Source organism: Flavobacterium psychroterrae (assembly GCF_018380615.1).
Taxonomy (GTDB): Bacteria; Bacteroidota; Bacteroidia; order Flavobacteriales; family Flavobacteriaceae; genus Flavobacterium; species Flavobacterium psychroterrae.
The window spans coordinates 1-25,184 of the sequence record NZ_JAGYVZ010000012.1 but is presented as its reverse complement, the minus strand read 5'-3'; the positions used below and the strand labels follow the sequence as shown (position 1 = coordinate 25,184).

Annotated in this window: 22 protein-coding genes; 2 read left to right on the top strand and 20 right to left on the bottom strand. The window is 32.7% G+C overall.

Annotated features, from left to right (window positions below):
* Positions 1–82 precede the first annotated feature (82 nt).
* The 5 genes from KHA90_RS25830 to clpB all read right to left on the bottom strand — a co-directional run bounded on the left by KHA90_RS25830 (position 83) and on the right by clpB (position 8,371).
* A complete protein-coding gene (locus tag KHA90_RS25830; RefSeq protein WP_394370699.1) occupies positions 83–316 on the bottom strand; it encodes a T9SS type A sorting domain-containing protein in 234 nt (77 codons plus the stop codon).
* Positions 317–565: 249 nt separating this feature from the next.
* Positions 566–3,349 carry a YCF48-related protein gene (locus tag KHA90_RS13565; protein ID WP_213300995.1) on the bottom strand — a complete coding sequence of 928 codons (2,784 nt, stop codon included), beginning with the start codon at positions 3,347–3,349 and terminating at the stop codon, positions 566–568.
* Positions 3,350–3,590: 241 nt separating this feature from the next.
* Entirely contained in the window at positions 3,591–4,001 is a 411-nt protein-coding gene (locus KHA90_RS13560) for a hypothetical protein (protein ID WP_213300992.1), read from the bottom strand.
* 465 nt (positions 4,002–4,466) lie between these two features.
* Positions 4,467–5,354 (bottom strand): DUF808 domain-containing protein, encoded by an 888-nt coding sequence (locus tag KHA90_RS13555; protein ID WP_213300989.1) that lies wholly within the window; start codon positions 5,352–5,354, stop codon positions 4,467–4,469.
* A 413-nt stretch (positions 5,355–5,767) separates the two neighbouring features.
* Positions 5,768–8,371 (bottom strand): ATP-dependent chaperone ClpB, encoded by a 2,604-nt coding sequence (gene clpB, locus KHA90_RS13550; RefSeq protein WP_213300986.1) that lies wholly within the window; start codon positions 8,369–8,371, stop codon positions 5,768–5,770.
* 205 nt (positions 8,372–8,576) lie between these two features.
* Here clpB and ytxJ point away from each other — a divergent pair, with 205 nt between their 5' ends.
* Positions 8,577–8,966 carry a bacillithiol system redox-active protein YtxJ gene (gene ytxJ, locus KHA90_RS13545; protein ID WP_213300983.1) on the top strand — a complete coding sequence of 130 codons (390 nt, stop codon included), beginning with the start codon at positions 8,577–8,579 and terminating at the stop codon, positions 8,964–8,966.
* A 72-nt stretch (positions 8,967–9,038) separates the two neighbouring features.
* On the opposite strand, the gene KHA90_RS13540 is transcribed toward ytxJ, so the two are convergent.
* Together KHA90_RS13540 and KHA90_RS13535 are read right to left on the bottom strand one after the other, a co-directional pair.
* Entirely contained in the window at positions 9,039–10,214 is a 1,176-nt protein-coding gene (locus KHA90_RS13540) for a hypothetical protein (RefSeq protein WP_213300980.1), read from the bottom strand.
* On the bottom strand, positions 10,211–11,212 hold the full coding sequence (locus KHA90_RS13535) for a DUF2157 domain-containing protein (protein WP_213300977.1): 1,002 nt from the start codon (positions 11,210–11,212) through the stop codon (positions 10,211–10,213). The genes KHA90_RS13540 and KHA90_RS13535 overlap by 4 nt, the downstream gene beginning before the upstream one ends.
* Before the next feature lie 223 nt (positions 11,213–11,435).
* Here KHA90_RS13535 and KHA90_RS13530 point away from each other — a divergent pair, with 223 nt between their 5' ends.
* Positions 11,436–12,497, top strand: a complete 1,062-nt coding sequence (locus tag KHA90_RS13530) for a pectate lyase family protein (protein WP_213300974.1) — start codon at positions 11,436–11,438, stop codon at positions 12,495–12,497.
* A 72-nt stretch (positions 12,498–12,569) separates the two neighbouring features.
* On the opposite strand, the gene argH is transcribed toward KHA90_RS13530, so the two are convergent.
* The 13 genes from argH to KHA90_RS13465 all read right to left on the bottom strand — a co-directional run.
* Positions 12,570–13,850: an argininosuccinate lyase gene (gene argH, locus KHA90_RS13525; RefSeq protein ID WP_213300971.1), complete on the bottom strand. Its 1,281-nt coding sequence runs from the start codon at positions 13,848–13,850 to the stop codon at positions 12,570–12,572.
* 209 nt (positions 13,851–14,059) lie between these two features.
* Positions 14,060–15,130, bottom strand: a complete 1,071-nt coding sequence (locus KHA90_RS13520; protein ID WP_213300968.1) for a M20 family metallo-hydrolase — start codon at positions 15,128–15,130, stop codon at positions 14,060–14,062.
* Between the two features lie 222 nt (positions 15,131–15,352).
* On the bottom strand, positions 15,353–16,129 hold the full coding sequence (argB, locus tag KHA90_RS13515; protein ID WP_213300965.1) for an acetylglutamate kinase: 777 nt from the start codon (positions 16,127–16,129) through the stop codon (positions 15,353–15,355).
* 93 nt (positions 16,130–16,222) lie between these two features.
* Positions 16,223–17,170 carry an N-acetylornithine carbamoyltransferase gene (locus KHA90_RS13510; protein ID WP_213300962.1) on the bottom strand — a complete coding sequence of 316 codons (948 nt, stop codon included), beginning with the start codon at positions 17,168–17,170 and terminating at the stop codon, positions 16,223–16,225.
* A gap of 93 nt (positions 17,171–17,263) precedes the next feature.
* The gene (locus KHA90_RS13505) at positions 17,264–17,653 is read right to left on the bottom strand and encodes a GxxExxY protein (protein ID WP_213300959.1); all 390 of its coding nucleotides are present in this window, start codon (positions 17,651–17,653) and stop codon (positions 17,264–17,266) included.
* 104 nt (positions 17,654–17,757) lie between these two features.
* Positions 17,758–18,519 (bottom strand): glutamate 5-kinase, encoded by a 762-nt coding sequence (gene proB, locus KHA90_RS13500; RefSeq protein ID WP_213300956.1) that lies wholly within the window; start codon positions 18,517–18,519, stop codon positions 17,758–17,760.
* A gap of 194 nt (positions 18,520–18,713) precedes the next feature.
* The gene (locus KHA90_RS13495) at positions 18,714–19,907 is read right to left on the bottom strand and encodes a glutamate-5-semialdehyde dehydrogenase (RefSeq protein WP_213300953.1); all 1,194 of its coding nucleotides are present in this window, start codon (positions 19,905–19,907) and stop codon (positions 18,714–18,716) included.
* 77 nt (positions 19,908–19,984) lie between these two features.
* Positions 19,985–21,124: an aspartate aminotransferase family protein gene (locus KHA90_RS13490; protein WP_213300950.1), complete on the bottom strand. Its 1,140-nt coding sequence runs from the start codon at positions 21,122–21,124 to the stop codon at positions 19,985–19,987.
* Positions 21,125–21,203: 79 nt separating this feature from the next.
* Positions 21,204–22,181 carry an N-acetyl-gamma-glutamyl-phosphate reductase gene (gene argC, locus KHA90_RS13485; protein WP_213300948.1) on the bottom strand — a complete coding sequence of 326 codons (978 nt, stop codon included), beginning with the start codon at positions 22,179–22,181 and terminating at the stop codon, positions 21,204–21,206.
* A 20-nt stretch (positions 22,182–22,201) separates the two neighbouring features.
* On the bottom strand, positions 22,202–22,594 hold the full coding sequence (locus KHA90_RS13480) for a hypothetical protein (protein ID WP_213300945.1): 393 nt from the start codon (positions 22,592–22,594) through the stop codon (positions 22,202–22,204).
* Between the two features lie 39 nt (positions 22,595–22,633).
* Positions 22,634–23,827, bottom strand: a complete 1,194-nt coding sequence (locus KHA90_RS13475; protein ID WP_213300942.1) for an argininosuccinate synthase — start codon at positions 23,825–23,827, stop codon at positions 22,634–22,636.
* 65 nt (positions 23,828–23,892) lie between these two features.
* Positions 23,893–24,534: a GNAT family N-acetyltransferase gene (locus KHA90_RS13470; protein ID WP_213300939.1), complete on the bottom strand. Its 642-nt coding sequence runs from the start codon at positions 24,532–24,534 to the stop codon at positions 23,893–23,895.
* A gap of 558 nt (positions 24,535–25,092) precedes the next feature.
* Positions 25,093–25,184 (bottom strand): IS3 family transposase (locus KHA90_RS13465; RefSeq protein ID WP_210667439.1); only part of this gene is annotated, 92 nt, incomplete at its 5' end.

The following is a 25,184-nucleotide window of genomic DNA, read 5'->3' as shown; positions in this document are numbered from 1 at the left end:
AAATTTAGAAGTGCAAAAATAGTAATTTTTAGAGGGATTTTATAATATCTATTTTAGATTTTATCTTACATAAATATTTTTTTTATTTAAGTATCACCTTTCTATTAATAACTGATTTATCATCCATTATTATTCTAACGTAATATATGCCTGTAGATTTTCCTGAAAGATTAATTTTCTTTAAATCTTGTGTTTTCAGATCATTTCCGTAATTAAAAACTTTTCCTGATTGATCGCTAATAATAATTGAAATGATATTTCTATTATCTGGCAAATCAATATTAACAACTCCGCTGGTTGGGTTAGGATATAAAATTGCGTTATTTTTTAAATTAGGTATTTCAACTCCTAAAACTTGTGTACTAAATGATGCTATATCTGAATATAAAACTGTATTATTGGCATCTAAACCTTTAAGTCGATAATAGTAAGTTTCTCCTTTTTGAAGATTATCTAAATCTGCATTAAATGTAAAAGTTCCATATCCGTATGCATAATTAGGATTGGTTTTAATACTTGAGCCAAAACTTTGAGTTGTACCGTATTCAAATTCAATATTAGTTAATTATCCTCCGGTAGAATTTACATATCCTGTCAATTTAAATGAATTGTTATTATCAATTACGTTTCCTGCCTTTAAAAACAATTGTTTTGCCGTATTTAATATACCTTCCTTACTGTAAATAACATTTTGTCCATGCAGGGCTTTTAATCTATAAAAATATATTTTATCAGGATCTAAATTAGCTAACAATCCTGATACATATCGTGGAGAACCAGCAGAAACCTGATATACATTTGTGCTAATACTATTGTCATAATTTAAAACTCCGTACTCAAAAACCATATTGATTATGTCCTCACTATTTGTAATTACATAAGCTGATAATGTTACGTCATTCCCTACAATGCCCGGATTATATAGTTCTATTTGATATTGTGATGGTGTTATAAAATAACTGATTTCACTATAAATTTCCTTTCCTTCATAATTTGCCTTCAGCCTTGTATAGTAAGCAGTTTCAGGATTTAAATCAGATAAAGTTCCGCTTATGTTTTCAGTTGTATTTCCTTTAACGATAGTACTACTATTGAGAACGTTATACTTTGAAAATTTTTGTTGAGTACTATATTGAAATTCAACATTAGTAATATCATATTTGTAAGAAGTTAAGCTTGCATTTATTTCTGCTTTAGTTGCTAAAATATTAGTAATTGAATTTATTGTTAGCAAATAATCTTCTTTTGTCGTAAAAGTTTTCATGTCACTATAATACGGGACATTATCACGAGTTGCAACAATTCTATAATAATAAGTTGAAGCAGGATCAAGATCTGATATTGGGAACGAAAAATCTAACGACTCGTCAGCATTTATCCTGTTTTTTGAAATATCCAGTGTATGTATTACTGCTGAATTGAAATATTCAAGACGGGCATTATCAAAATAATCTTTATTTACGCTTACATTCCCAGATAAAATTGCGGTACGGCTAATAATATTTTCTGCGGGATTTAACAAAAAATTGAATGGTTGAAAATCTATTTCACTTTTCAAAATTTTACCATTTGCTCCTGATAAATAAATATCTTTCTCAAAAATTGTAACACTATTGGTGAAATAACTAGATGGTAAATTATATATATTTTTCCAGCTACTGCCTCCATTTTCTGTTTTATACAGTTTACCATCTTCATCAAAAAGATAGCCAATATTTTTAGAATAAAACTTAATAAAGGTATAATACTCATAAGGAATTGTAAGCTTTTCCCAATCTACGCCACCATTTTTTGTTTTAAAAATCAAACCATTAGAACCTACAAGATATCCATTGTCTTTATCCAGGAAATCTATTGATTTTATCTCTTCTTGTGCCGTAAACATAACAGTCCAATTTGTCCCTCCATCAATTGTTTTATAGATTTTTCTATCATAATTATTATGTGCATAACCAATATTTTCATCTAAAAATTGCATTTGAGTAAAGCTGTAATTTGAAAGTTTTACCCAACTATATCCGCCATCTGTAGTTTTTACTACTTTTTGCTCATTATACCCTCCGGAAATTATAAATGTATTTTCAGAAAGAAGGGATATTGATTTAATTCCCTCGTTAATAATATTATTTCCTTTATTCAATTCATTCCAGGTCACCCCTCCATCTGTTGTTTTAAAAATGTAACCACCATATGAGCCACCAGTTGCAGCATATCCCAAATTTTCATTTAAAAACTTAAATGTAGATACGGAGTAATATCGATTATCGTTTATTGAACCTACAATGTTCCAGGTTAGACCTGAATCAATTGTTTTAAAAAATGAATTTCCAACCTGAGCAAAACCATTTTCTTTCGTTACAAATTGTAATTTATTGATATCAGTGTACGTGGGAGAATTTTGAGTCCATGTTTTGCCACCATCAAGTGTTTTGACAATTCTACCTCTCGAACCAGTTGCAAAACCTCTGTTACTATCTAAAAAATGTATGCCATAGATATGAGTAAAATCATAAAGCCCATCTTGAAATCCTGCCTTATCCCAGGTAAGACCGCCATCTAGTGTTTTATAAATTACTCCATATTCGCCTGCCGCATAACCTATATTTTCATTTAAAAATGAAAACGCATAAATAGCCTCAGAAATAGTAGTAATTTCTGTCCAGCTTTCCCCACCATCAATTGTTTTATAAAGATCACTATGTTCACGAGTTGCAAAACCAACATTCTGATTTATGAAGTAAACAGTAAAAAAATCAGAAGGGGTGATATTAGAAGTCATAGTAGCATACCAGGTAACTCCGCCATCTATTGTTTTTAACATTTTACCATTATTACATGCGGCATGACCGATTAACGGTGTCGTAAAAAAAGTTTTGTTAACGTTAGCGTTGGGAATATTAAAACTTTTCCAAGTGCTTCCACCATCTAATGACTTAATGAGACTATTTGAGCTTGATATAATGATTGTTGTTTCGTTAACTATAGTTACAGTATTTAAATCTACAATAAAACCTGTATTTACTTGTGTCCATGAAGCACCATAATCAAGCGATTTTAATATATAACCACTGTTACCAACAATGTAGCCTAAATTATTATAAAATTTTAAATCATTACCACTATAAATATCTTGCTTCTTTTTCCAGCTTATACCAGAATCCAAAGTCTCTAATATTTCATTATCGTTTATTATATATCCGTTACTTTCAGATACAAATTTAATTTCCTTACCCGTTTTATATGAAGGTGTGGGATTTAATAATTTCCAATTATTCTGAGAAATTATATTTGGTGTAAAACAAAAAAAGGAAAAAAAGGCTAGTAAGCACAAGTGTAAAGTTCTTATCATAAGTAGTTAATGGTTAAATATATTTCTCAAAAATACATAATTAACATATAACAAACCTATTTTTTAAATTAACCTATCTTTTCAGACAAACAACTTTCTACTTTAGAATATAATCTAATTATATATTTTAATTCGATGGCAAAATTTGATCTCAAAAAAACCATTTTACAATTATAATTCTAATGAATCAAATATTTGCAAAATGGTTTCTCACCTAAAGCTTATCAATCAAAAAATCTGATTATTCAATAACTACTTTTGTTCTTATAAATTCAGTTTCTGATTTTTTGAATTTGATTTCAAAAGTTCCTTTTGTTGCTGATTTGAATTTGTAAACTGTTTTTTTAGGATCCGGAACTTGTTGTGTACAAACTTCTAATGGATATTTTGCCTCTACTTGTAAACCTTTTAACTCTCCAATTTTTGTCTCACTAATTTTACTGAATTCTCCACAAGCATTATCTACAATAAAAGTGACATCATAACTTAATTCATCATTTACTTTTCCTGTTGTTGGACCTTTTACTTCTGTTACCAGTGCCACTTTTGTAGTTGGGTTTGTAACAGGTTTATCATCGTCATTACTGCATGAAATTAATACTGTTGCTAAAAATAATACTACAAGAACTGATTTAAATCTAAAATTTTTCATATAAAATAATAATTAATTGTTAATTACTATGAAGATGCAAGTACGTTGCTTTGGTTGCTTTGAGAAATTGTTAAATAATTCACTAAAAAGATTAAACAATTGTAAATCAAAAATTTATCACAATAATAAAAATTACGCTATAACAGTTATTTCTTATAAAAAACTAAATTTCTAAACTAGCCCCGATGAAAACCTACCGTCTGGACACAAATATTATTAATCAATTTTGAACACGAATTTCACGAATTTGCACAAATTTTAATAGGTTAGTGAAATTCGTGTTTGTTTTGTACTTGTGTCCAGACGGTAGGATGAAAACGGCATCCTTTTTATACGCCTTTTTGCGGATAAAAAGATATAGTGAACAGCGGGACAAATCGTATTGTGAAAATGATTGTTTTGCTCCAAAAAAAAACACCATTCGCCGCGGCAAATAGTGTTTTTAAACTTTATACTTATAGGTTTTTAAAGTTGTTTTTTCTTTGAAAATATCTTTTTGAACAGGTTTACAAATGCCAAAACTATAAGTCCTAATATTAAACCTATTACAAACTCTTTTATAATGGAAGGAATATTGATTTTAGGCACAAAATGATGGAAAAACGGAATATAATGAACAAATATTCCTCCGGCAACTAAAAGTAAAGCGATTGTACCAATTATAGTTAATCCTTTGATAACTATGGGAAGCGCTTGTACAAGTAGATTTCCGATTTTTTTGAGTAAACTATTATCTTTTTTACCCAATTGAATTAGTTTAAGTCCTACTTCGTCCATTCTAACAATTACTGCTACTATACCGTAAACGCCAATAGTTGCAATTAATGCAATGATTGATGTTACAATGATTTGCTGGACAAGAGGTTCGTCTATTACCGTTCCTAAAGCAATAATTACTATTTCTACAGATAAAATAAAATCAGTTACTATGGCTGATTTTACTTTTCCTTTTTCAACTTCCAGAATTTCTTCTTCGGTCAGGTTTTCGTTTGTTATTCCTGCTGATTCTTCGTGGCTGTGCGGAAATATATATTCGTATATTTTTTCGGCTCCTTCGTAGGCTAGAAATAATCCTCCAAGTACTAAAATTACAATTATGGCATCGGGTAAAAATGCGCTTAGTAAAAATGCAATTGGCAAAATGATTATTTTATTAAGTAGTGATCCTTTACTGATTGCCCACAATACCGGAAGTTCTCTTGATGATGCAAAACCTGAAGCTTTCTCTGCATTTACTGCCAAATCATCGCCTAAAATTCCAGCTGTTTTTTTTGCTGCAATTTTGCTCATTACTGCAACATCATCCATTATTGCTGCGATATCATCTAATAATACGAAAAAACCTGATGCCATTATATCTTGTTTATTTTATAAAAACGGTGTAATTGACTGGACGTGAGTATCCAATTTAATTGACCAGTTTTATTATTTGTCTGCGCTAATCTAAGACTTTTTTATTGATTTTTTTATCTAAAAAAATTAACTGCACTGTCCCAAAAGTACCCAAATAATGATAAAAACGAAGATTGTACCAAAACATCCTCCACCTAATTTTTTTGCTCCGTAACCTGCTAATAATCCTCTAAAAATGTTATTCATAATGTTTTTGATTTTTGTTTATATAGTTATGTAAAGTTGATAATATAATGGGAAACTATTTTTATATGACTTTTAAAAAAAGTTTCATGATTTACGGATTACAAGTATATAAAAAAAGCACCAGTCTTTCGACTGGTGCTTTCTCCCTCAAAAAAATAAAACCAAAATTATTGTACGGTTTGTGTTTGATTTCTAAAAACCAACTGACCGTCAAAAGCATCTAATAAAATAATGCTGTCTGTTGTAATCTTTCCCGCCAAAATTTCTTTTGACAACTGATTAAGCACTTCCCTTTGAACAACACGTTTTACGGGTCTTGCTCCAAACTGCGGATCGTAACCTTTATCAGATAAATATTTAATAGCTTCCGGCGTTGCATCCATTGCAATACCTTGCAAAGCAAGCATTTTTGTGACGCTCTTAAGCTGTAAACCAACAATTTTCGAAATATTTTCGACTGTTAAAGGCGTAAACATTACGATTTCGTCGATACGGTTTATAAATTCCGGACGAACGGTTTGTTTTAATAATCCTAAAACTTCGGTTTTTGCCGCTTCTGTTGCCGCTTCAACACTTCCTTTTAGGTTTTCAAATTTATCTTGTATAATCTGACTTCCCATGTTGGATGTCATGATGATAATTGTATTTTTAAAATCAGCAAGACGACCTTTATTGTCTGTCAAACGACCTTCGTCAAGAACCTGCAACAAAATATTGAAGGTATCAGGATGTGCTTTTTCGATCTCGTCTAACAAAATTACAGAATACGGTTTTCTCCGAACGGCTTCTGTCAATTGACCTCCTTCATCATAACCCACATATCCAGGAGGCGCACCCACTAAACGGCTCACGCTGTGACGCTCCTGATATTCGCTCATATCAATACGAGTCATGGCATTTTCATCATCAAAAAGATATTCGGCTAAAGCCTTTGCTAATTCTGTTTTACCAACTCCGGTTGTCCCTAAAAATAAGAACGTTCCAACTGGTTTTTTCATATCCTGCAAACCGGCACGACTTCTGCGAACGGCATCACTTACAGCTTCGATTGCTTCTTCCTGACCTACAACACGCTTATGCAATTCGTCTTCAAGATGCAATAGTTTTTCTCTTTCTGTCTGAAGCATTTTCATTACAGGAATTCCCGTCCATTTTGCTACAACTTCTGCAATATCTTCACGAGTAACTTCTTCTTTTATTAATGATGTTCCTAATTGATATTCCTGCAATTGTTTTTGTAAAACATCAAGACGTTCTTGCGCCTCTTTTATTTTTCCGTAACGAATCTCTGCTACTTTACCGTAATCTCCGTCACGTTCTGCGCGTTCAGCTTCGTATTTAAAATCTTCAATCTCTAATTTTACAGCCTGAATTCCGTCAACAACATCTTTTTCGGTTTTCCATTTTGCGTAGATTTCGTTGCGTTCTTCTTTTAAGTTCGCTAAATCCATGCGAAGGATTTTCAGTTTACTTTCTTCTTTTTCACGTTTTATGGCTTCGATTTCGATTTCCAGCTGCATGATTTTACGATCCAAAACATCTAATTCCTCAGGTTTTGAATTGATTTCCATACGCAGTTTTGAAGCCGCTTCATCCATCAAATCGATCGCTTTATCCGGTAAAAAACGATTTGTAATATATCGTTGCGAAAGTTCAACTGCCGCAATAATTGCCTCATCTTTAATTTGAACTTTATGATGTGTTTCGTATTTTTCCTTGATTCCGCGTAAAATAGAAATTGCACTTTCTGTATCCGGTTCATCAATTAATACTTTTTGGAAACGACGTTCCAATGCTTTATCTTTTTCGAAATATTTTTGATATTCATCTAAAGTTGTAGCTCCAATCGCTCTTAATTCTCCACGAGCCAAAGCCGGTTTCAGGATATTAGCCGCATCCATTGCGCCTTCTCCTCCACCCGCACCTACAAGTGTATGAATCTCATCGATAAACAAAACGATATCACCCTCAGCAGCGGTAACCTCTTTTACAACTGATTTTAAACGTTCTTCAAATTCTCCTTTGAATTTAGCTCCGGCAATCAACGCCCCCATATCAAGTGAAAAAACGATTTTATCTTTTAAATTATCCGGCACATCTCCATCAACAATTCTATGTGCTAATCCTTCGGCAATGGCGGTTTTACCAACTCCTGGTTCTCCCACTAACATTGGATTGTTTTTTGTTCGTCGGGTTAAAATTTGTAACACACGACGAATTTCTTCGTCACGTCCAATAACTGGATCTAATTTTCCGTTTCGTGCTAATTCGTTTAGGTTTTTAGCATATTTATTTAACGAATTATAGTTTTCTTCTGCCGAAGATGAAGTTACTCTTTCTCCTTTACGAAGTTCTTCAATTGCTGCTTTCAACCCTTTTCCTGTAACGCCCTGATCTTTTAAAATTTGCGAAACTTTACTTTTTGAATCAAAAATCGCCAAAATTAAATGCTCGATTGAAACATATTCATCGTTCATTTTCTGAGCAATAATCTCTGCTTCGTTCAACGCTTTATTTGCATCTCTGGAAAGTAAAATATCACCTCCGGAAACTTTTGGAAAACTCTGAATCGTTGAATCTAATATTTGTAAAAATAACGGAACATTTACATTTAGCTTTTTCAAAATAAATGGTGCTACATTTTCATCTACTTCAAAAATAGCCTTAAAAATGTGTTCGTTTTCAATTTGCTGTTGTCCGTTGCGTTGTGCTAATTGCTGTGACAGCTGAATGGCTTCCTGCGACTTAATTGTGAATTTATTTATGTTCATATGTGTTTGATTTGATTGATTTTACTTATAAATTGCGATACCATTAAAATTACAATTTATTGGATTAAATTTTTAAGTTTAAATGATATAACTTTGTTTCAGATTAGTCAAAACATATTCCATAGTAAAAATAAAGACAAAATGACATTAAAAATCAGTTTTTAACTCATTTTAAGCGTCAAAAAGTCACAAAACAAGTCAAATTATGAGTTTTTTAAATTCAATCTTCGGAAGTTCAGAGAATTCAGATTCTCCAAAAAGCAATGTTAATTGGACAGAATTAACAGATATTATTCAACTAAATGAAATTGAAGCCATCTCTCAGGAAAAACCGGTTGTCATTTTCAAACATAGTACAAGATGTAGTATTAGCCGAATGGCTTTGAAACAATTTGAGCGTGAATATGATTTAAATGAAACAGTTGCTGCTTATTTTTTAGATCTTATTGCGCATAGAGATATCTCTAACGGAATTGCCAGTAAATTTGGTGTATATCATGAATCTCCACAATTGATTTTGATCAAAAACGGAAAAGCGGTTTATGATGTTTCACACAGTGATATTGATGCTATTGCTTTGAAAGAAAAAGTATAAAGTTTTTTGCCACAGATTAAAATGATTTTATAGATTTTTCAATCATTTTAATCCTTTAATCTGTGGCAACTTTTAAAAAGTTCCTTCTGATCCTCCTCCGCTAAATCCTCCTCCACCATATTCCATTGGAGAAATTGGTGCTTTTACTTCTGGTTTAATCCCAAATGTTGAGGCAACTATTAAAGCTTCGGCATTTAAAATTGCATTCGAATTATTGATTCTGTCCGGCTTAAATGTCAATCCTGCTTCGTTATCTTTTAGTTTTTTTATCGAAAAATATGCTATTGTGAATAAAACTAATCCGCCAAGGGTTAAAGCAACTTCTATAGGTAAAACTGAATAATAGAATCTTATTGTATAAATCGAAAATCCAATAGCTAAAAAGCTGATCCAAAGCATGATTCTGTCTTTTGTTTTTAAAGCCTGAACTAAATACACAACTGGAACGATAAAAGTAAAAGCGTAAAAGAAAATAGCAAACGGAATATCAGCTCCCGGCAGAATTTCATTTCCTAAAAGTTGTACCGAAAGTTCTCTGACTACGAAATAATTACAGGAAAGATAAAACAATATCAGGCAGAAACTATTGGTTAATAATACTCCGTTATAGTAATAACTTTGTTTAAGTGTATTTAAAATTCTTTTAGTGAAAAAGTAAAATCCAGCCGAAACAAGCATGACAACAAATGGCAAAAAAGATTTTGCTATCTCGCCTAACTCAAACATTCCGTAAAATAAAACTGCCGATGCTGCTAAACAAAAAACCAGCAATGATAATAAATGCAAATATCTTCTATACATTACAAAAGACGCGATTGCTGTAAAAATTGCAATCTGTAATTCGTAACCTTCTGTTGTTATGGCAATTGCAAAACCAATATTTAAAATAGCACCCAAAATAAAAGCATCGTCTAAACCGTGACTGTAATATTTATTATTTGCCAGAATTTCTGCTCCGGCAAAACCAACAGCTGCAAAAATGTAACAGCAAATATTTAAAAAAGTATGTTCCGAATTAGAGCCTGTCAATCCTAAAAGTGCAATTACGCCACATATTGACAAGTATAAAAATGCTCCTAAAAGAAAAAAACCTATCCGTACCAAAATATTGCTTTGTCGTTTAAAAGCAGGTAATTCTTTTTTAATTAAATTCCTTTGTTCTTTATTAATAAATCCCGCAGATTCTAATGAATTTGCTTCTTCAACTAAAGCTAAATTGTCTAATAAATTTTTATCGTATACTATCATGCTGCAATTTCTTTATTGAAAGTTTTAATCAATTTTATAAACATTATTATAGAGCCAATAAAATATACTGGGAGTATCATAATAAATAACACCCAGACATCAGAGAAATCAATGTTTTCGAAAATTCTTACAATGAATATATTTAGTCCAATATAAGCGTAGATAATCATAAAAACATACAATGAGATTGCCTTTAGTTCGTGGCTTATTTTGTAGAAATAATAGGAAGACGCAGCTAAAACAACCACAAAAAGCAACCAGATTCCTTGTTCAAAATACTCTAAGAGACTACTAATTGTTGCAATGCTGATAATATGCAAAGCAAATGTTAGATAGATAATATTAAAATGTGTTTTTAGCTGAATTCGGTTACTGTAAATCGTCCATAAAATAAGTAAAACTCCCAGAACTATTGCCGAGTAACTTAAAGTCTGATCTTGGTGAAAATTAATATTATTTACTAAATCCTGAGGCGATACCGAAAGTCCAACGTAAGCCGCTAATCCAGTAATGGCGATAGTTAAAACACTTTTATTATCGAAATAATACGCACAAAAAAAACTGACAACTGTGGGGATTAAAGTTGCTAACCCGTAATGTGTGCCGAAAGGTTGATATTGAAATTGTAAATATCCTATAAATATACAGGTGAGAATATTTGCGGCTAAAACTAAATATTCTAAAACAGGATGCTCAAATGTCGTTTCTGATTTACTAAATCCTTTAGAATTTTTAAAACAGAAATAAAAACAAACTCCTATAACAATTAACAAGAGCGATAGAATCGCAATATGACCAATGCTATCAATATTATTATAAATTAAAACACCTATTCCTGAAGTGAATAATAAAATAGACAAATACAAGAACAATTTTAATTCTGCGTTTAAGGAGAAAATATTCAAATTTCTATAGGAAGTGATTTCCTGATATTGATTCTCGGTAATGAGATTTTTTTCTAAAAGTGCCTTAGTAGCCTGGTCATCAAACTTATTCATATTTTATATTTATCGACGTACAATCAAAAATAGTGTTTTTTGTTTGAATAAAACTTTAGCAGTAAAAAAATACCTACTAAATATAAAAACTGCTATTATTATTTATAGCTAATTATAATATTTTACTAAAATTATTCATCGTATACTTTTATAATTTAAATTCGTGCAATCGATTACATTATAACTATACTAAACCACAAACCTCAAAAAAATAACTATTAAAATGAAAAAAAATCTTATTCTGCTCTTTTTATTATGGGGCATCACAAATGTTTTTGCACAAAACTATTATATGCAATCTCCTGAAGGATTTGGTGCAGCAACAACTGGTGGAGGAAATGCAACTCCCGTTATAGTAACATCTTATGAGGATTTATTAGCCAAAATTAAAAGCAATACTCCCCAAGTAATTTTAGTTTCCGGAACCATTACAATTCCTGCTGGCAAACCCATACAACAAGTTGTTTCAAACAAATCTATTATTGGAATACCTGGCGCAAAACTTGTAAACGAAAACCAAACCAATCCCGGAGCAGGAATTTTATATCTCAAAACTGGTTCTAATAATGTTATTATAAGAAATTTGACTTTTATTGGTCCCGGTGCGTATGACATAGACGGACAGGATAATTTAACAGCTGATTGTACCAATCTTTGGGTAGATCATTGTGAGTTCCAGGATGGTCAGGATGGAAATTTTGACAATAAAGGCAAAACCTATAATGTGACTATTTCATGGTGTAAGTTTACATACTTAAAAGCTCCAAAATCTGGTGGTTCCGGCGGAGCCGAAGATCATAGATTCAGTGATTTAATTGGTTCAGGCAAAAATGATTTTCCTGCGGATGGACATTATAGTATCACTTTTAAAAATTGTTTTTGGGCAGAAGGCTGTAAACAAAGAATGCCTCGTGCGAGAAATGCCGAAATTCATATTATCAATTGTTATTACAATACCTCAGAATCCGGTTCTTTGGCAATTGGTTTAGGTGGAGGAGTTAAAAATTCAACTTGTTATGTTGAAGGAACTGATTTTGCAAATGTCGATAAAGTGTTTAAGGATTATATAAGTACTGATGGCGGAACTGTTGGAATTGCATTTGCTAACTGTCGCAAAGGTCCAATGGACTTTGGTACACCAGTCAATAAGCCGACTTATAAATACACCACTATTCCGGTTGGCAAAGTAGAAGAATATGTTACAAATAAATCTTGCGGTGCCGGAGCTACATTACAAGTTAGTTCAACTGGTGCAATCTCAAGTAATTGCAATAATAAAAGCTAATTAAAAGCTAATTTCCATAAAAAAGCCGATTTGTATTGATACAAATCGGCTTTTTTTGTGAATGAAAAATACTTAGAAAGCAGCTTTCATTTTGTCTTTAATCGCATCTAAACATAAATTATTGATACTGCCTTCATGCGTATGTTTGGTTTCTTTTGGAGATTGGTATGTTCCTGCTTCCAATTGTTCTGCAACGGCTTTGTATGCATCCCTAAAAGGCATTCCGGCAACAACCATTTCGTTTAAAGTATCTACTGTAAACAAGTAATCGTATTTTTTATCTTTTAAAATATTGTCTTTTACTGTAATATCTTTTACGGAGAAAATAGCAATATCCAAACAAGCTTTCAGGTTTTGAAGCGCTGGAAACAAACCTTCTTTTAAAAGCTGTAAATCTCTGTGATATCCGCTTGGTAAATTATTCGTAATTAAAGTGATTTCGTATGGAAGCGCCTGAATCTTGTTGCATTTTCCTCTAATTAATTCAAATACATCAGGGTTTTTCTTGTGTGGCATAATACTCGAACCTGTTGTAAGATGCGCCGGCAAACCAATAAAGTCAAAGTTTTGACTCATGTATAAACAAACGTCCATTGCAAATTTTGATAAAGTCCCAGCCACACTTGCCATTGCAAAAGCAACAGTTTTCTCTGCTTTTCCGCGGCTCATTTGTGCGGCAACGGCGTTGAATTTCAATGTTTCGAAACCTAATTCCTGAGTTGTAAAAGTTCTGTCGATCGGGAATGAACTTCCATAACCTGCGGCAGAACCTAACGGATTTTGATCTACAATTTTTGATGCGGCGTTTAACATCGTTACATCATCAATGAAACTTTCGGCGTAAGCAGAAAACCACATTCCGAATGAGGATGGCATTGCAATTTGTAAATGCGTATATCCCGGCAATAAAACATTTTGATGCTTTTCTGCCGATTCCATTAGCAAATCAAACAATGTTTTAACTTGTTCTTTTAAGGCTTTTAATTCGTCTTTTAAATACAAATGAACATCTACCAGAACTTGGTCGTTACGGGAACGTGCGGTATGGATTTTCTTTCCGGCATCGCCCAGTTTTACGGTCAATAAATATTCGATTTTAGAATGTACGTCTTCAAAACTGTCTTCGATTTCGAAGTTTCCTTTTGCAACGTCAGCAATGATTTCGTTTAAGGCATCAACCAAAGAAGTAGTTTCTTCCTGAGTTAATAAGCCAATTTGCCCAAGCATTTTGGCGTGTGCAATTGATCCTAAAGCATCGTATTTTGCGAGAACCAAATCCAGTTCACGATCGTTACCAACGGTGAAATGTTCGATTTGTTTGTCTGTTGCAATTCCTTTTTCCCAAAGTTTCATAGGTAGATTTTTAGACTTCTTAGATTATTAGATTGTTAGACTTCTTAGATTTTTGGATCTTATGATGTTTATATTTTCTAATTTATTCTAATGTTGTTTTTTATACTGTTGGTGTTTCTAGCCCCGATAGCAGTGGAAATCCTTTTATTTTTTTTCTTTAAAAAAATAAAAGATTGGAACGGATAGCGGGAAATAGCTCCTAATTAATATTATAATTTAAAGAAATCGGTTAGTATTTTGATATACAAGTCGACTCCTTCTTCGATTTCGTTGATGAAAATAAATTCGTCTGCCGAGTGTGACCGCAATGTTTCGCCTGGTCCTAGTTTTAAGGATTGACAACTCAAAACGGACTGATCTGAAAGCGTTGGTGAGCCATAAGTTGTTCTTCCTAAAGCGATTCCGGCTTGTACTAAACCGTGTGCAATAGGAATGGACGATGCGTTTAAATGCATGGATCTTGGTGTTACTTCGGCGTTTACATTGGCTTTTACAACATCCAGAATTTCTGTATTTGAATAACGGTCGGTTACGCGAATATCAACAACCAAATCACATTCTGATGGCACAACATTATGCTGTTTTCCTGCGCTGATTTGCGTTACGGTCATTTTTACGGGACCTAAAACATCAGAGATTTTGTCGAATTTATAGTTTTTAAACCATTCCATTACCGGAATTGATTTGTATAGTGAATTATCGTCGTTTTGATGTGCGGCGTGGCTTGCAGTTCCTTTTACCTTTACGTCAAGAACTAATAAACCTTTTTCAGCCACAGCCAATTGCATTAAAGTGGGTTCACCAACAATTGCGCAATCTAGTTCAGGTAAATGTTTTAAAACGCTGTTTAAACCGTTTTTACCGCTGCTTTCTTCTTCTGCCGAAGCTACAATTACAAGGTTATGAGACAAATTCTCATTCTCGTAAAAGTGAACAAAAGTCGCCAATAACGAGACTAGACATCCTCCTGCATCGTTACTTCCTAGTCCGAATAATTTACCGTCTTTTTCAATGGCTTTAAATGGATCGTTTGTATAAGCTTGGTTTGGTTTTACGGTATCGTGATGAGAATTCAGTAAAAGTGTTGGTTTATTTTTATCGAAATATTTATTGAAAGCCCACACATTATTATTTTCTCTATTGAAAGGAATTTCGTTTTGATTGAACCAATTTTCGATTAAAAGTGCTGTTTGATCTTCTTCACTTGAAAATGAAGGAGTTTCGATCAAACTCTTTAATAAACTAATTGCTTCCTGAGTAAGCGTTGCAATATTTTTCATAGTTATGGTTTCTTTGCCGTGATCCCGATAGCTATCGGGACGAAGTCACAAAGTTTTTAATTAAATCTGTGACATTTTTAATTTGCGCAAATTTCTTAAATTAATATTTAAAATGCTTAGCGCTGATGTATTTTTTTGCCACGAATTACACTAATTTTCGCTAATTTTTTATTTTCATTAATTACAATTCGTGAAAATTAGTGTAATTCGTGGCAACCTTTTTTATAGCGTAATCGTTGTGTTCAGAACATTAGGATTTTGTAGCATTTTGTGATGTCCTATTTTGATTTTCTGAACGCCTCTTGATAAACTATTGAAACAATTATCCAGTTTTGGAATCATTCCGGAATGGATTACTTTTTCGGCTTTTAGTTTATTGTAAAGTTCTTCGTTGATTTCTGTTATTACAGATGAATCGTCTTCTGAATCTTGTAAAACTCCTTGCTTTTCAAAACAATATGTTAGTGTAACATCAAAAACTTCAGACAATGCAATTGATAATTCGCTTGCAATGGTATCGGCATTTGTGTTTAATAACTGTCCATTTTTGTCGTGTGTAATGGCGCAGAAAACTGGAACGATTCCGTTTTCTAGCAATGTTTTTAGCAAAGAAGTATTAACTTGTTTTACATCGCCTACAAAACCATAATCTATTGTTGGATGATTTCGTTTTGTCGACTGAATCAAATTCCCGTCAGCTCCTGAAAAACCAATCGCGTTATTGTTTTTGGCCTGCAATTGCGCCACAATATGTTTGTTGATTTGTCCTGCGTAAATCATCACGACAACATCCAGCATTGGAGCATCGGTAATTCGTCGCCCGTCAATCATTTGCGGAACCAATCCAATACTTTGCGCCATTTTTGTAGCTGATTTTCCGCCTCCGTGAACTAAAACTTTATAGCCTTCGATTTTAGAAAAATCAGTTAAGAATTGTTCTAACTCGGTTGGGTTGTCGATTATATTTCCGCCAATTTTTATTACTTTAACTTTTTTCATGAGGTTCAAAGGTTCAGAGGAACAAAGGGACAAAGTTTAGATTCAGCTTGTAAAACCTCTGAACCTTTGCAACTTTGAACCTTTGTACCTTAATTATAACTTCTTTAAAATCTTTTGTAAAACTAATTGTGCTGAATATGTTCTGTTATTCGCTTGCTGAATTACGATTGAATTCTCGCTGTCGATAACTTCATCGCTTACAATTACGTTACGACGAACTGGAAGACAATGCATGAATTTTCCGTTATTAGTTAAAGCCATTTTTTCGGCTGTAACGGTCCAGTTTGGATCGATGTTGGTTACCTTTCCGTAATCGTTGAAGTTGCTCCAGTTTTTCACGTAAACGAAATCGGCATTTTCGAATGCTTTATTTTGGTCGTATTCGATTTTGCAGTCTTTTGTAATTTCCGGGCTTAATTCGTAACCTTCCGGGTGTGTGATTACAAAATCCATGTCTTTTTGCATTTGCATCATTTCTACGAAAGAATTGGCAACGGCTTGTGGCAACGCTTTTGGATGTGGCGCCCACGAAAGCACTACTTTTGGTTTGTGTTTCGTTTTGTATTCTTCCATCGTAATAGCATCTGCCAAAGATTGCATCGGGTGACGAACAGCACTTTCCATATTTACAATTGGAACTGTTGCGTGTTTCAAAAATCCTGAAATTACCGTTTCAGCATAATCTTTTTCTTTGTCTACCAAACCTGCAAAAGCACGAATTGCGATAATATCACAATATTGTGAAACTACTTCTGCCGCTTCTTTGATGTGTTCTGAAGCTCCGGAATTCATAATGGCTCCGTCTTCGAATTCTAATGTCCATCCTTCATTGGTAAAATTCATCACCATAACATTCATTCCTAAGTTTATAGCCGCTTTCTGAGTACTCAAACGCGTTCTTAAACTAGGATTGAAAAATAACATTCCTAAGGTTTTGTTTTTCCCTAAGTCTTGATTTTTAAGTGGGTTCTTTTTGATTTTTAACGCACTTTTTACCCATTTTGATAATGAGTTGATATCTTGTATTGAAATATAATTCATTGTTTTTTCTTTTTATATTGGTGCGTGGTTTAGACGCTGATTATACTGATTTGCTTTGCAAAAACGCAGATAAAAACTGATTTTTATTTTTTTCTATTTTCTTATTTTTCTGCTATTTTCGAAAACTTTCCGTTTGAATTCTGGTTTCTTTCCAAAATTCAGGAGTAAACCGACCTCGCAATTTGTTCCTCTTAAATAATTTAATATTTGATTTTCGAAAGCTGGTGCAATACTATCAGCCGCTTTTAATTCAAGAATAACTGAATTTTCAACAATTAAATCTGCATAATATTCTCCAACTTCGATTCCTTTATAATAAACTTCTATTTTTCTTTGTGCTTCAACATTTAAACCTTTACTTTTTAATTCCAAGTATAATGAGTTTAAATAAACTCTTTCTAAAAATCCATATCCTAATTCATTATAAACCTCATAAAAAGTTTTAATAATAACATCGGTTAACTCTTGATGTAACAATTCCATAATTTTAATTTGAATGAAATATACTACATATTAATTAAGAATAATATAAAATCCGTTTTTATCCGCGTCTTCGCTTTAGCGAATCCGTGTCATCTGCGTTATAATCAGACTATTTTTGTAAACGCAATTTCGTTTTGCAATGCTTTTAAAATAAAATTATCATTTAATCCGTTGACGATCCAGGTTTCGATGTTGGCTGCTTTTGCAATTCCGGCTGCTTCAATTTTCGACTGCATTCCGCCTGTTCCATGTGATGATTTTGATTCTCCGATCTCTTTTTCTAATACTTTTAGATCGTTTACTAATTGAATGGTTTCTGGATATTCATCGTGAATAGAATCTTTCGTGTAAATTCCGTTTGTATTTGTTGCAATAATCAGAATATCAACATTTAGCAGCACTGCTGTTAAAGCCGCTAATTTATCATTATCTCCAAACCGAATCTCATCAGTGGCAACGGTATCATTTTCATTTATAATCGGAATATAATTGTTCTCGACCAAAACATTAATCGTATTGACAATATTTACTTTCGATTGGTCTTTTTCAAAATCTGAATATGACAATAAACATTGCGATGTCAATAATCCTAAATCGCTGAAATTTTCATGGAAAATCCGCATTAAATGAGGTTGTCCAATTGAGGCTAATGCTTGTTTTAACGCAATTTCTTTTCCGTTACTTTCTAGTTTTACAAATTGTTTGGCGGCTGCTATTGCTCCTGAACTTACGATTACAAATTCGTAATCTTTGTTGAGAGCGGCAATTTGCATACCAATATCTTCAATCTTTCCCCGCGAAATATGGTTCGTTTCTTTGGTTAAGGTATTACTTCCTATTTTTAATAAAATCCGTTTTTTGCTCATGTTATTGTTTTAACTGCGGTTTTTTTTACCGCAAAGTACGCAAGGTTTTTTTATGTTGTAGACGCTTATAAAGACAAAGTTCGCAAAGCTTTATCTTTAATAAATTCAATTCTAATAATCTGAAATCAAAAAATCGTTAGTCAGCATTCTAAAATCTAAAAATCTAAGAAGTCTAACAATCTAAGAAAGTCTAATTATCGAATTTGCCCTTCTCCGTAAACGTACCATTTGTTTGTTACAAGATGTTGTAAACCAATTGGTCCTCTTTGATGTAATTTATCTGTGCTTATCGCTAATTCTCCACCAAGACCAAATTGTCCGCCATCTGTAAAACGTGTTGAGGCATTTTGATAAACGGCTGCGGTATCAACGGCATCCATAAATTCCTGTGCTACTTTATCGTCTCTTGTGATAATTACCGCAGAATGTCCGCCGCAATATTTATTGATTTTGTCGATTGCATGTTCTTCAGAATCAATGGTTCCGATTACAATTTTATAATCAAGAAATTCTTCGTACCAAATATCTTCGTTCTGAAGGGTTTCTGTATCTTCAAAATTCTCTAAAGATTTATCAACGATTACTTCAACTTTATTCTCTTTTAATTCTTCGATCAAAATCGCAGTAAAACCTTCAAAATTGGGCAACTTAGAATCTATTAAAACTTTATCAACGGCGTTACAAGCTGAGATTTTAGAGGTTTTGGCATTCAAAATTACTTTTAAAGCTAAATCCGTATCTGCATCTTTATGAACGTACACAAAATTATTTCCGCGTCCGCTTACAATCACTGGGCAAGTCGCGTGCTGCTTGACGAACTCAATTAATTTTTCTCCTCCTCTGGGAACGATCAAATCTACTTTTTGAGTCGGTTTTTCTAAAAAAGCCTGAGTTTCTGAGCGATTATAATTCAAATATTCCACCCAATCTTTTGAAACTCCGTTTTCTTGTAAAGCTTTATGCCATAAATCAACAATTTTCAAATTTGATTTTAAGGCTTCTTTTCCTCCTTTTAATAAAATTTTATTTCCGGATTTAAAGGCAATTCCTCCCGCTTCAATTGTAACGTCGGGGCGAGATTCGTATATAATTAATATCGTTCCAAATGCGGCTGTTTTATTAATTACTTTAATTCCATTATCATGAACAAAATGAAAACGCTCTACTCCAACCGGATCTTCTTGCGAAGCTAGTTGGTTCAAAGATAAAATCATCTCGTCGACTTTTTTATCATCTACTTTTAAGCGTTCTTCCATCGCTAAATCTGAACCATCGTAAGCGAGTAAATCTTCCTGATTGGTGAGAATTATTTGACTCCGCTCCTGCTCCACCAGCTTTGCCATAGACTGCAAAACCAGATTGCGTTTTTCAATTGATAATGGATTCATTTTTTTGGTTTAATTGGTTAATCGTTAATTCGTTTAATCGATTAGCCAATTAAACGAATTAACAGTTACAGATAAACTTAATTTTTAAGCTCTTCTAAACTTTCTTTTAAAGCTACAATAAAAGTATCTATGTCTGATTTTTTTACTGTTAGTGGCGGCAAAATTCTTAATAGATTTTTATTGTTGGCGCTTCCTGTAAAAATGTGTTTTTCGATGATTAGTTTTTTTCTTAAAGCTGCAACATCAAAATCAAATTCAATCCCAAGCATTAAACCTTTTCCTTTTACTTGTTTTATTCCCGGAACTTGTTTGATTTGTTCTGAAAAATAAGCCGAAACTTCGTTTACATTATCCTGTAATTTCAATTTTTCGATTACATCCAAAACTGCAATTCCTGCTGCACAAGATAAATGGCTTCCGCCGAAAGTGGTTCCTAATAATCCGAAACTTGCTTCAAATTTTGGCGAAATTAAAATGGCTCCAACCGGAAATCCATTCCCCATTCCTTTTGCAACCGAAATAATATCAGCGTTGATTCCGTGATGTTGGAAAGCAAAAAATTTCCCGCTTCTTCCATATCCTGATTGTACTTCGTCTAAAATCAAAACCACATCGTGTTTTTTGCATGCTTTTTCCAATGCCTGAAAAAATTCTGTTGTTCCTTCATCTAAACCTCCAACTCCTTGAATTCCTTCGATAATTACTGCAGAAACATCTCCTTTAGCCAATTCAGCTTCTACTAATTCGATTTGGTTCAGCGGTAAAAATGTAACTACTTGCTGAGCATTAATTGGTGCTACGATTTTTTTATTATCTGTAACGGCAACGGCTGCAGAAGTTCTTCCGTGGAAAGAATTATGAAAAGCTACAACTCTCGATTTTCCGTTATGAAAAGAAGCTAGTTTTAATGCATTTTCATTTGCTTCAGCACCAGAACTGCATAAAAACAATTCGTAATCTTCTAATCCTGAAAGTTTTCCTAATTTCTGAGCCAATTCTACCTGTAAAGGATTCTGAATCGCATTTGAATAAAATCCTAAATGATCCAATTGATTTTTCAATTTCGTCACGTAATCAGGTTGCGTATGGCCAATCGAAATTACACCATGTCCGCTATATAAGTCTAAATATTCCACTCCGTTAATGTCTGTAATAGTGCAGTCTAATGCTTTTACAGGTGTAATATCATAAAGTGGGTATACGTTAAATAAATTCATTTTTTCTTAGTTTAATTGTTTAACCGTTCTTTTGTTTAATCGATTAACCGAATAAACGATTAACCGTTTTGACAACAATTTAAAATCCGCTTGGTTTCAAATGTAAACCGGTGGTTTCTTCTAATCCAAACATTAAATTCATGTTTTGAATCGCTTGTCCTGAAGCTCCTTTGGTTAAGTTATCAATGATTGAAGTGATTAAAATCCGGTTTCCTTTTTTCAATAAACTGATGATACATTTGTTGGTTTGAACGACTTGTTTCATATTGATGTTTGTCGTTGTAACGGTTACAAATGGTTCATTTTTATAGAACTCTTCGTATTTTGCAACGGTTTGTTCCAGGCTTTCGTCTGAAATTGTATATAAAGTTGCAAAAATCCCTCTTGGAAAATCTCCTCTATTAGGAATAAAAAGCAATTCACTCTCAAAATCTTCTTGCAATTGAACCAGGCTTTCACCGATTTCTCCTAAATGCTGATGTTCAAAAGCTTTATAATGCGACATATTATTATTTCTCCAGCTAAAATGTGAAGTTTCTGAAAGTCCAACTCCTGCACCGGTACTTCCGGTCGTAGCATTAATATGAACATCATTATTCAACAAATCATGTTTCGCTAATGGCAACAAAGCCAATTGAATTGCGGTAGCAAAACAGCCTGGATTTGCAATGTAATTTGCTTTTTTAATTTCGGCTTTATTCAATTCGGGTAAGCCGTATATAAAATCTTTTCCTTCAAAATGAGCGTCTTTATTCAATCTGAAATCATTTCCTAAATCAATGATTTTTGTATGACTTGCAAATTGATTTTCGTGTAAAAATGAAATCGATTTTCCGTGACCCAAACATAAAAAAACAACATTTACATTCGGATTTACCACATCAGTAAAATTCATTTCGATATCTCCCATCAAATCGTGATGCGCCACGGAAAGCGGTTTGCCCGAATTGGTTGTGCTGTAAACAAAATCGATGTTTACATTGGGATGATACATTAATATTCTGATAAGTTCTCCGGCCGTGTAGCCTGAACCACCAATTATTCCGACATTAATCATAATTTTTATTGTTTATTTAATCAATCAGCAATAATAAATTCAACAGATACTAATTTTACTGTATTTATTTTTCCAAAATTTAGATTAAAAGGTTCTTCAGCATCATAACTTTCTGTAAAGCTAGAATTTGCCGCAATTTCATCTGGCAAACCTCTTTTGATGGGACTTATTATAAGGCCATCATAATTCATCGTTATTTTAGAAGATCCTTTTACAGCAACATTATTTAGGTTATTATATTTTATTTCATAATGTAATCGAGATGAATTATTACCTGTGTCAGCTGTAAATTCAAATAATAAAACTTCATAAGTAACAGCTTTTAAAGTTTCTTTTTCTGGTGTATCATTATCACTTGAACAGCCAAAAAACATTAGAAACACCGGAAGTAAAAAAAATACTTTTGTTTTCATAAAAATTAAAGTTTTATTTTTTGAATAAAATCAACACAATTATTCGTGATCTAAATGGTTTACGGATGAAAATATGTTTTGGGCATTTCCTAAAATCTTAATAAATCCTTTTGCATCGTCTGAAGTCCATGCATTGTTCATTTCTCCGTATTGACCAAAACCAGTGTTCATCAAATCATTATCTGACTCAATTCCGTCAAGCGAAAAATGATATGGTTTTAGCGAAACGGTTACAACACCATTTACCGTTTTTTGTGTGTCTTGCAAAAACGTTTCGATATTTCTCATGACCGGATCTAAAAACTGACCTTCATGAAATAACATTCCGTACCAGTTCCCTAATTGTTCTTTCCAATATTGTTGCCATTTACCAAGCGTATGTTTCTCTAATAAATGGTGAGCTTTAATAATGATTAACGGAGCAGCAGCTTCAAAACCAACTCTTCCTTTAATTCCGATAATTGTATCTCCTACATGAATATCTCTACCAATTGCGTAAGCATTTGCTAATTTTTCAAGCGCAACAATATTATTTGAAGGTTTGTCTAGTTGACCGTTGATTCCAACTAATTCACCTTGTTCAAAATGCAATCTTACTTTTTCTTCTCCTTCTTTTTGCAATTGCGAAGGATAAGCATCACTTGGTAATGGCTGGCTTGAAGTCAAGGTTTCTTTTCCTCCAACGCTTGTTCCCCAAAGTCCTTTATTGATCGAATATTGTGCTTTTTCCCAAGAATAGTGAACTCCATTTTGAGCCAAATAATCTACTTCTTCTTGTCTTGATAATTTTAAATCTCTAATTGGAGTAATGATTTCAATTTCAGGAGCGATAGTCTGGAAAATCAAATCAAAACGAATTTGATCATTTCCTGCACCTGTACTTCCGTGTGCGATGGCGCTTGCTCCCACTTTTTTAGCATATTTTATAGCTTCGATGGCTTGAAAAACACGCTCTGCACTAACTGATAACGGATAGGTATTGTTTTTTAATACGTTTCCGAATATCAAATATTTTATAGCTTTATCATAATATTTATCTACGATGGTTAGGTTTGCGTGTTGCGCGCTTCCTAATTCGTAGGCTCTTTTTTCAATTGCTGATAATTCTTCAGCATCAAATCCTCCTGTATCTACTAGTACGGTGTGAACTTCGTATCCTTTTTCATTTTTTAAATATTTCAAACAATACGAGGTATCTAATCCTCCACTATAAGCTAATACAACTTTTTTCATTTTTTATAATTTAGGCTCATACTTTCGTATGCAGCAAGTTTGAGATTTCTTTTTTGATTTAATTCTTAAGATAAAAAGCCAAAAGACAATATTTTACCTAAGAATAAAGCTTGTTTAATTTTTTTCAATCTTTTCAAAACAGCTTCGTTAAAAGGATGTCTTGGCGGATCTTTTTGTTTTTCTTTCGGGTCGTACAACATTCCTGTGCAAAGACACATTTTGTTTTCTTTGCTTTTCAGGATTTCATAGTTGGTACAGGTTTTACAGCCTGACCAAAAACTTGGATCTGTTGTAAGTTCAGAGAAAGGAACTGGTTTATATCCTAAATCAGAGTTGATTTTCATTACAGCTAAACCGGTTGTAATTCCAAATATTTTAGCGTCTGGATATCTTTTTAATGAATAATCAAAAACTTTTGATTTGATTTTTTTGGCTAAACCTAAACTTCTATAATCCGGATGTACAATTAAGCCGGAATGTGCCACGAATTTTCCGTGCTGCCAACTTTCGATATAACAAAAACCTGCAAATTTTCCATCTGCCAAAGCAATCATCGCATCACCGTTCGCCATTTTTTTCTGAATGTATTCAGGAGTTCTTTTAGCAATCCCCGTACCTCTTAGCAAAGCAGATGATTCTATAGTATCGCAAATTTCCTGTGCGAATTTAAAGTGTTCTTCCTGAGTAACAACAATAGAGATTTTCATTCAATAGTTGAAGTTAGAGTTAAAAATTAAAACATATTGTTTAGTTTGAAATCCTGAATTCAATCCAATAAAAATAGACAAAATAGAAGTAATATTCTCAAAATCAAAAACTTGATTTAGAAAATTGAATAAATAATATATACTTTTAGGATATGTTTGTCCAATGGACAAATTTTGTGATTTCAAAATGAAAAATGAATATAAATAAATACGCGGCGAAAAACTCTGTGAATACTATAGAGATAGTATCCGTACTTCGGGAGAAGTTACAGGTGAGTTTGTCCGTGACAAAGAAGTTATATGTAAACTTATTTTATTCATCGGTGCAAAAGTACACTATTTTTTTATTTCAAAAACAAAAAATTAAAATTCTAACATTTTTTTAATGAAAAGTTAGATTTCTTAAGCTGCTAAGATACTAAGGTGCTAAGGTTCTGAGTTTTCTAAATTTTACAAAACTGAAACTTGAAACTGAAACTGAGACCTGAAACTCAAAAGCTAAAACAAAAGAAAACCCGATAGCTTGGACTGCACCCAAAAGTTTAGACGAATTTATAATTAAATTTGATAATAATGAGCTCGATATTGTATCGGGCTCATTCCTTTTAGATTAAGTTTTATTCGATCATTATTATAATAGTCTATATATT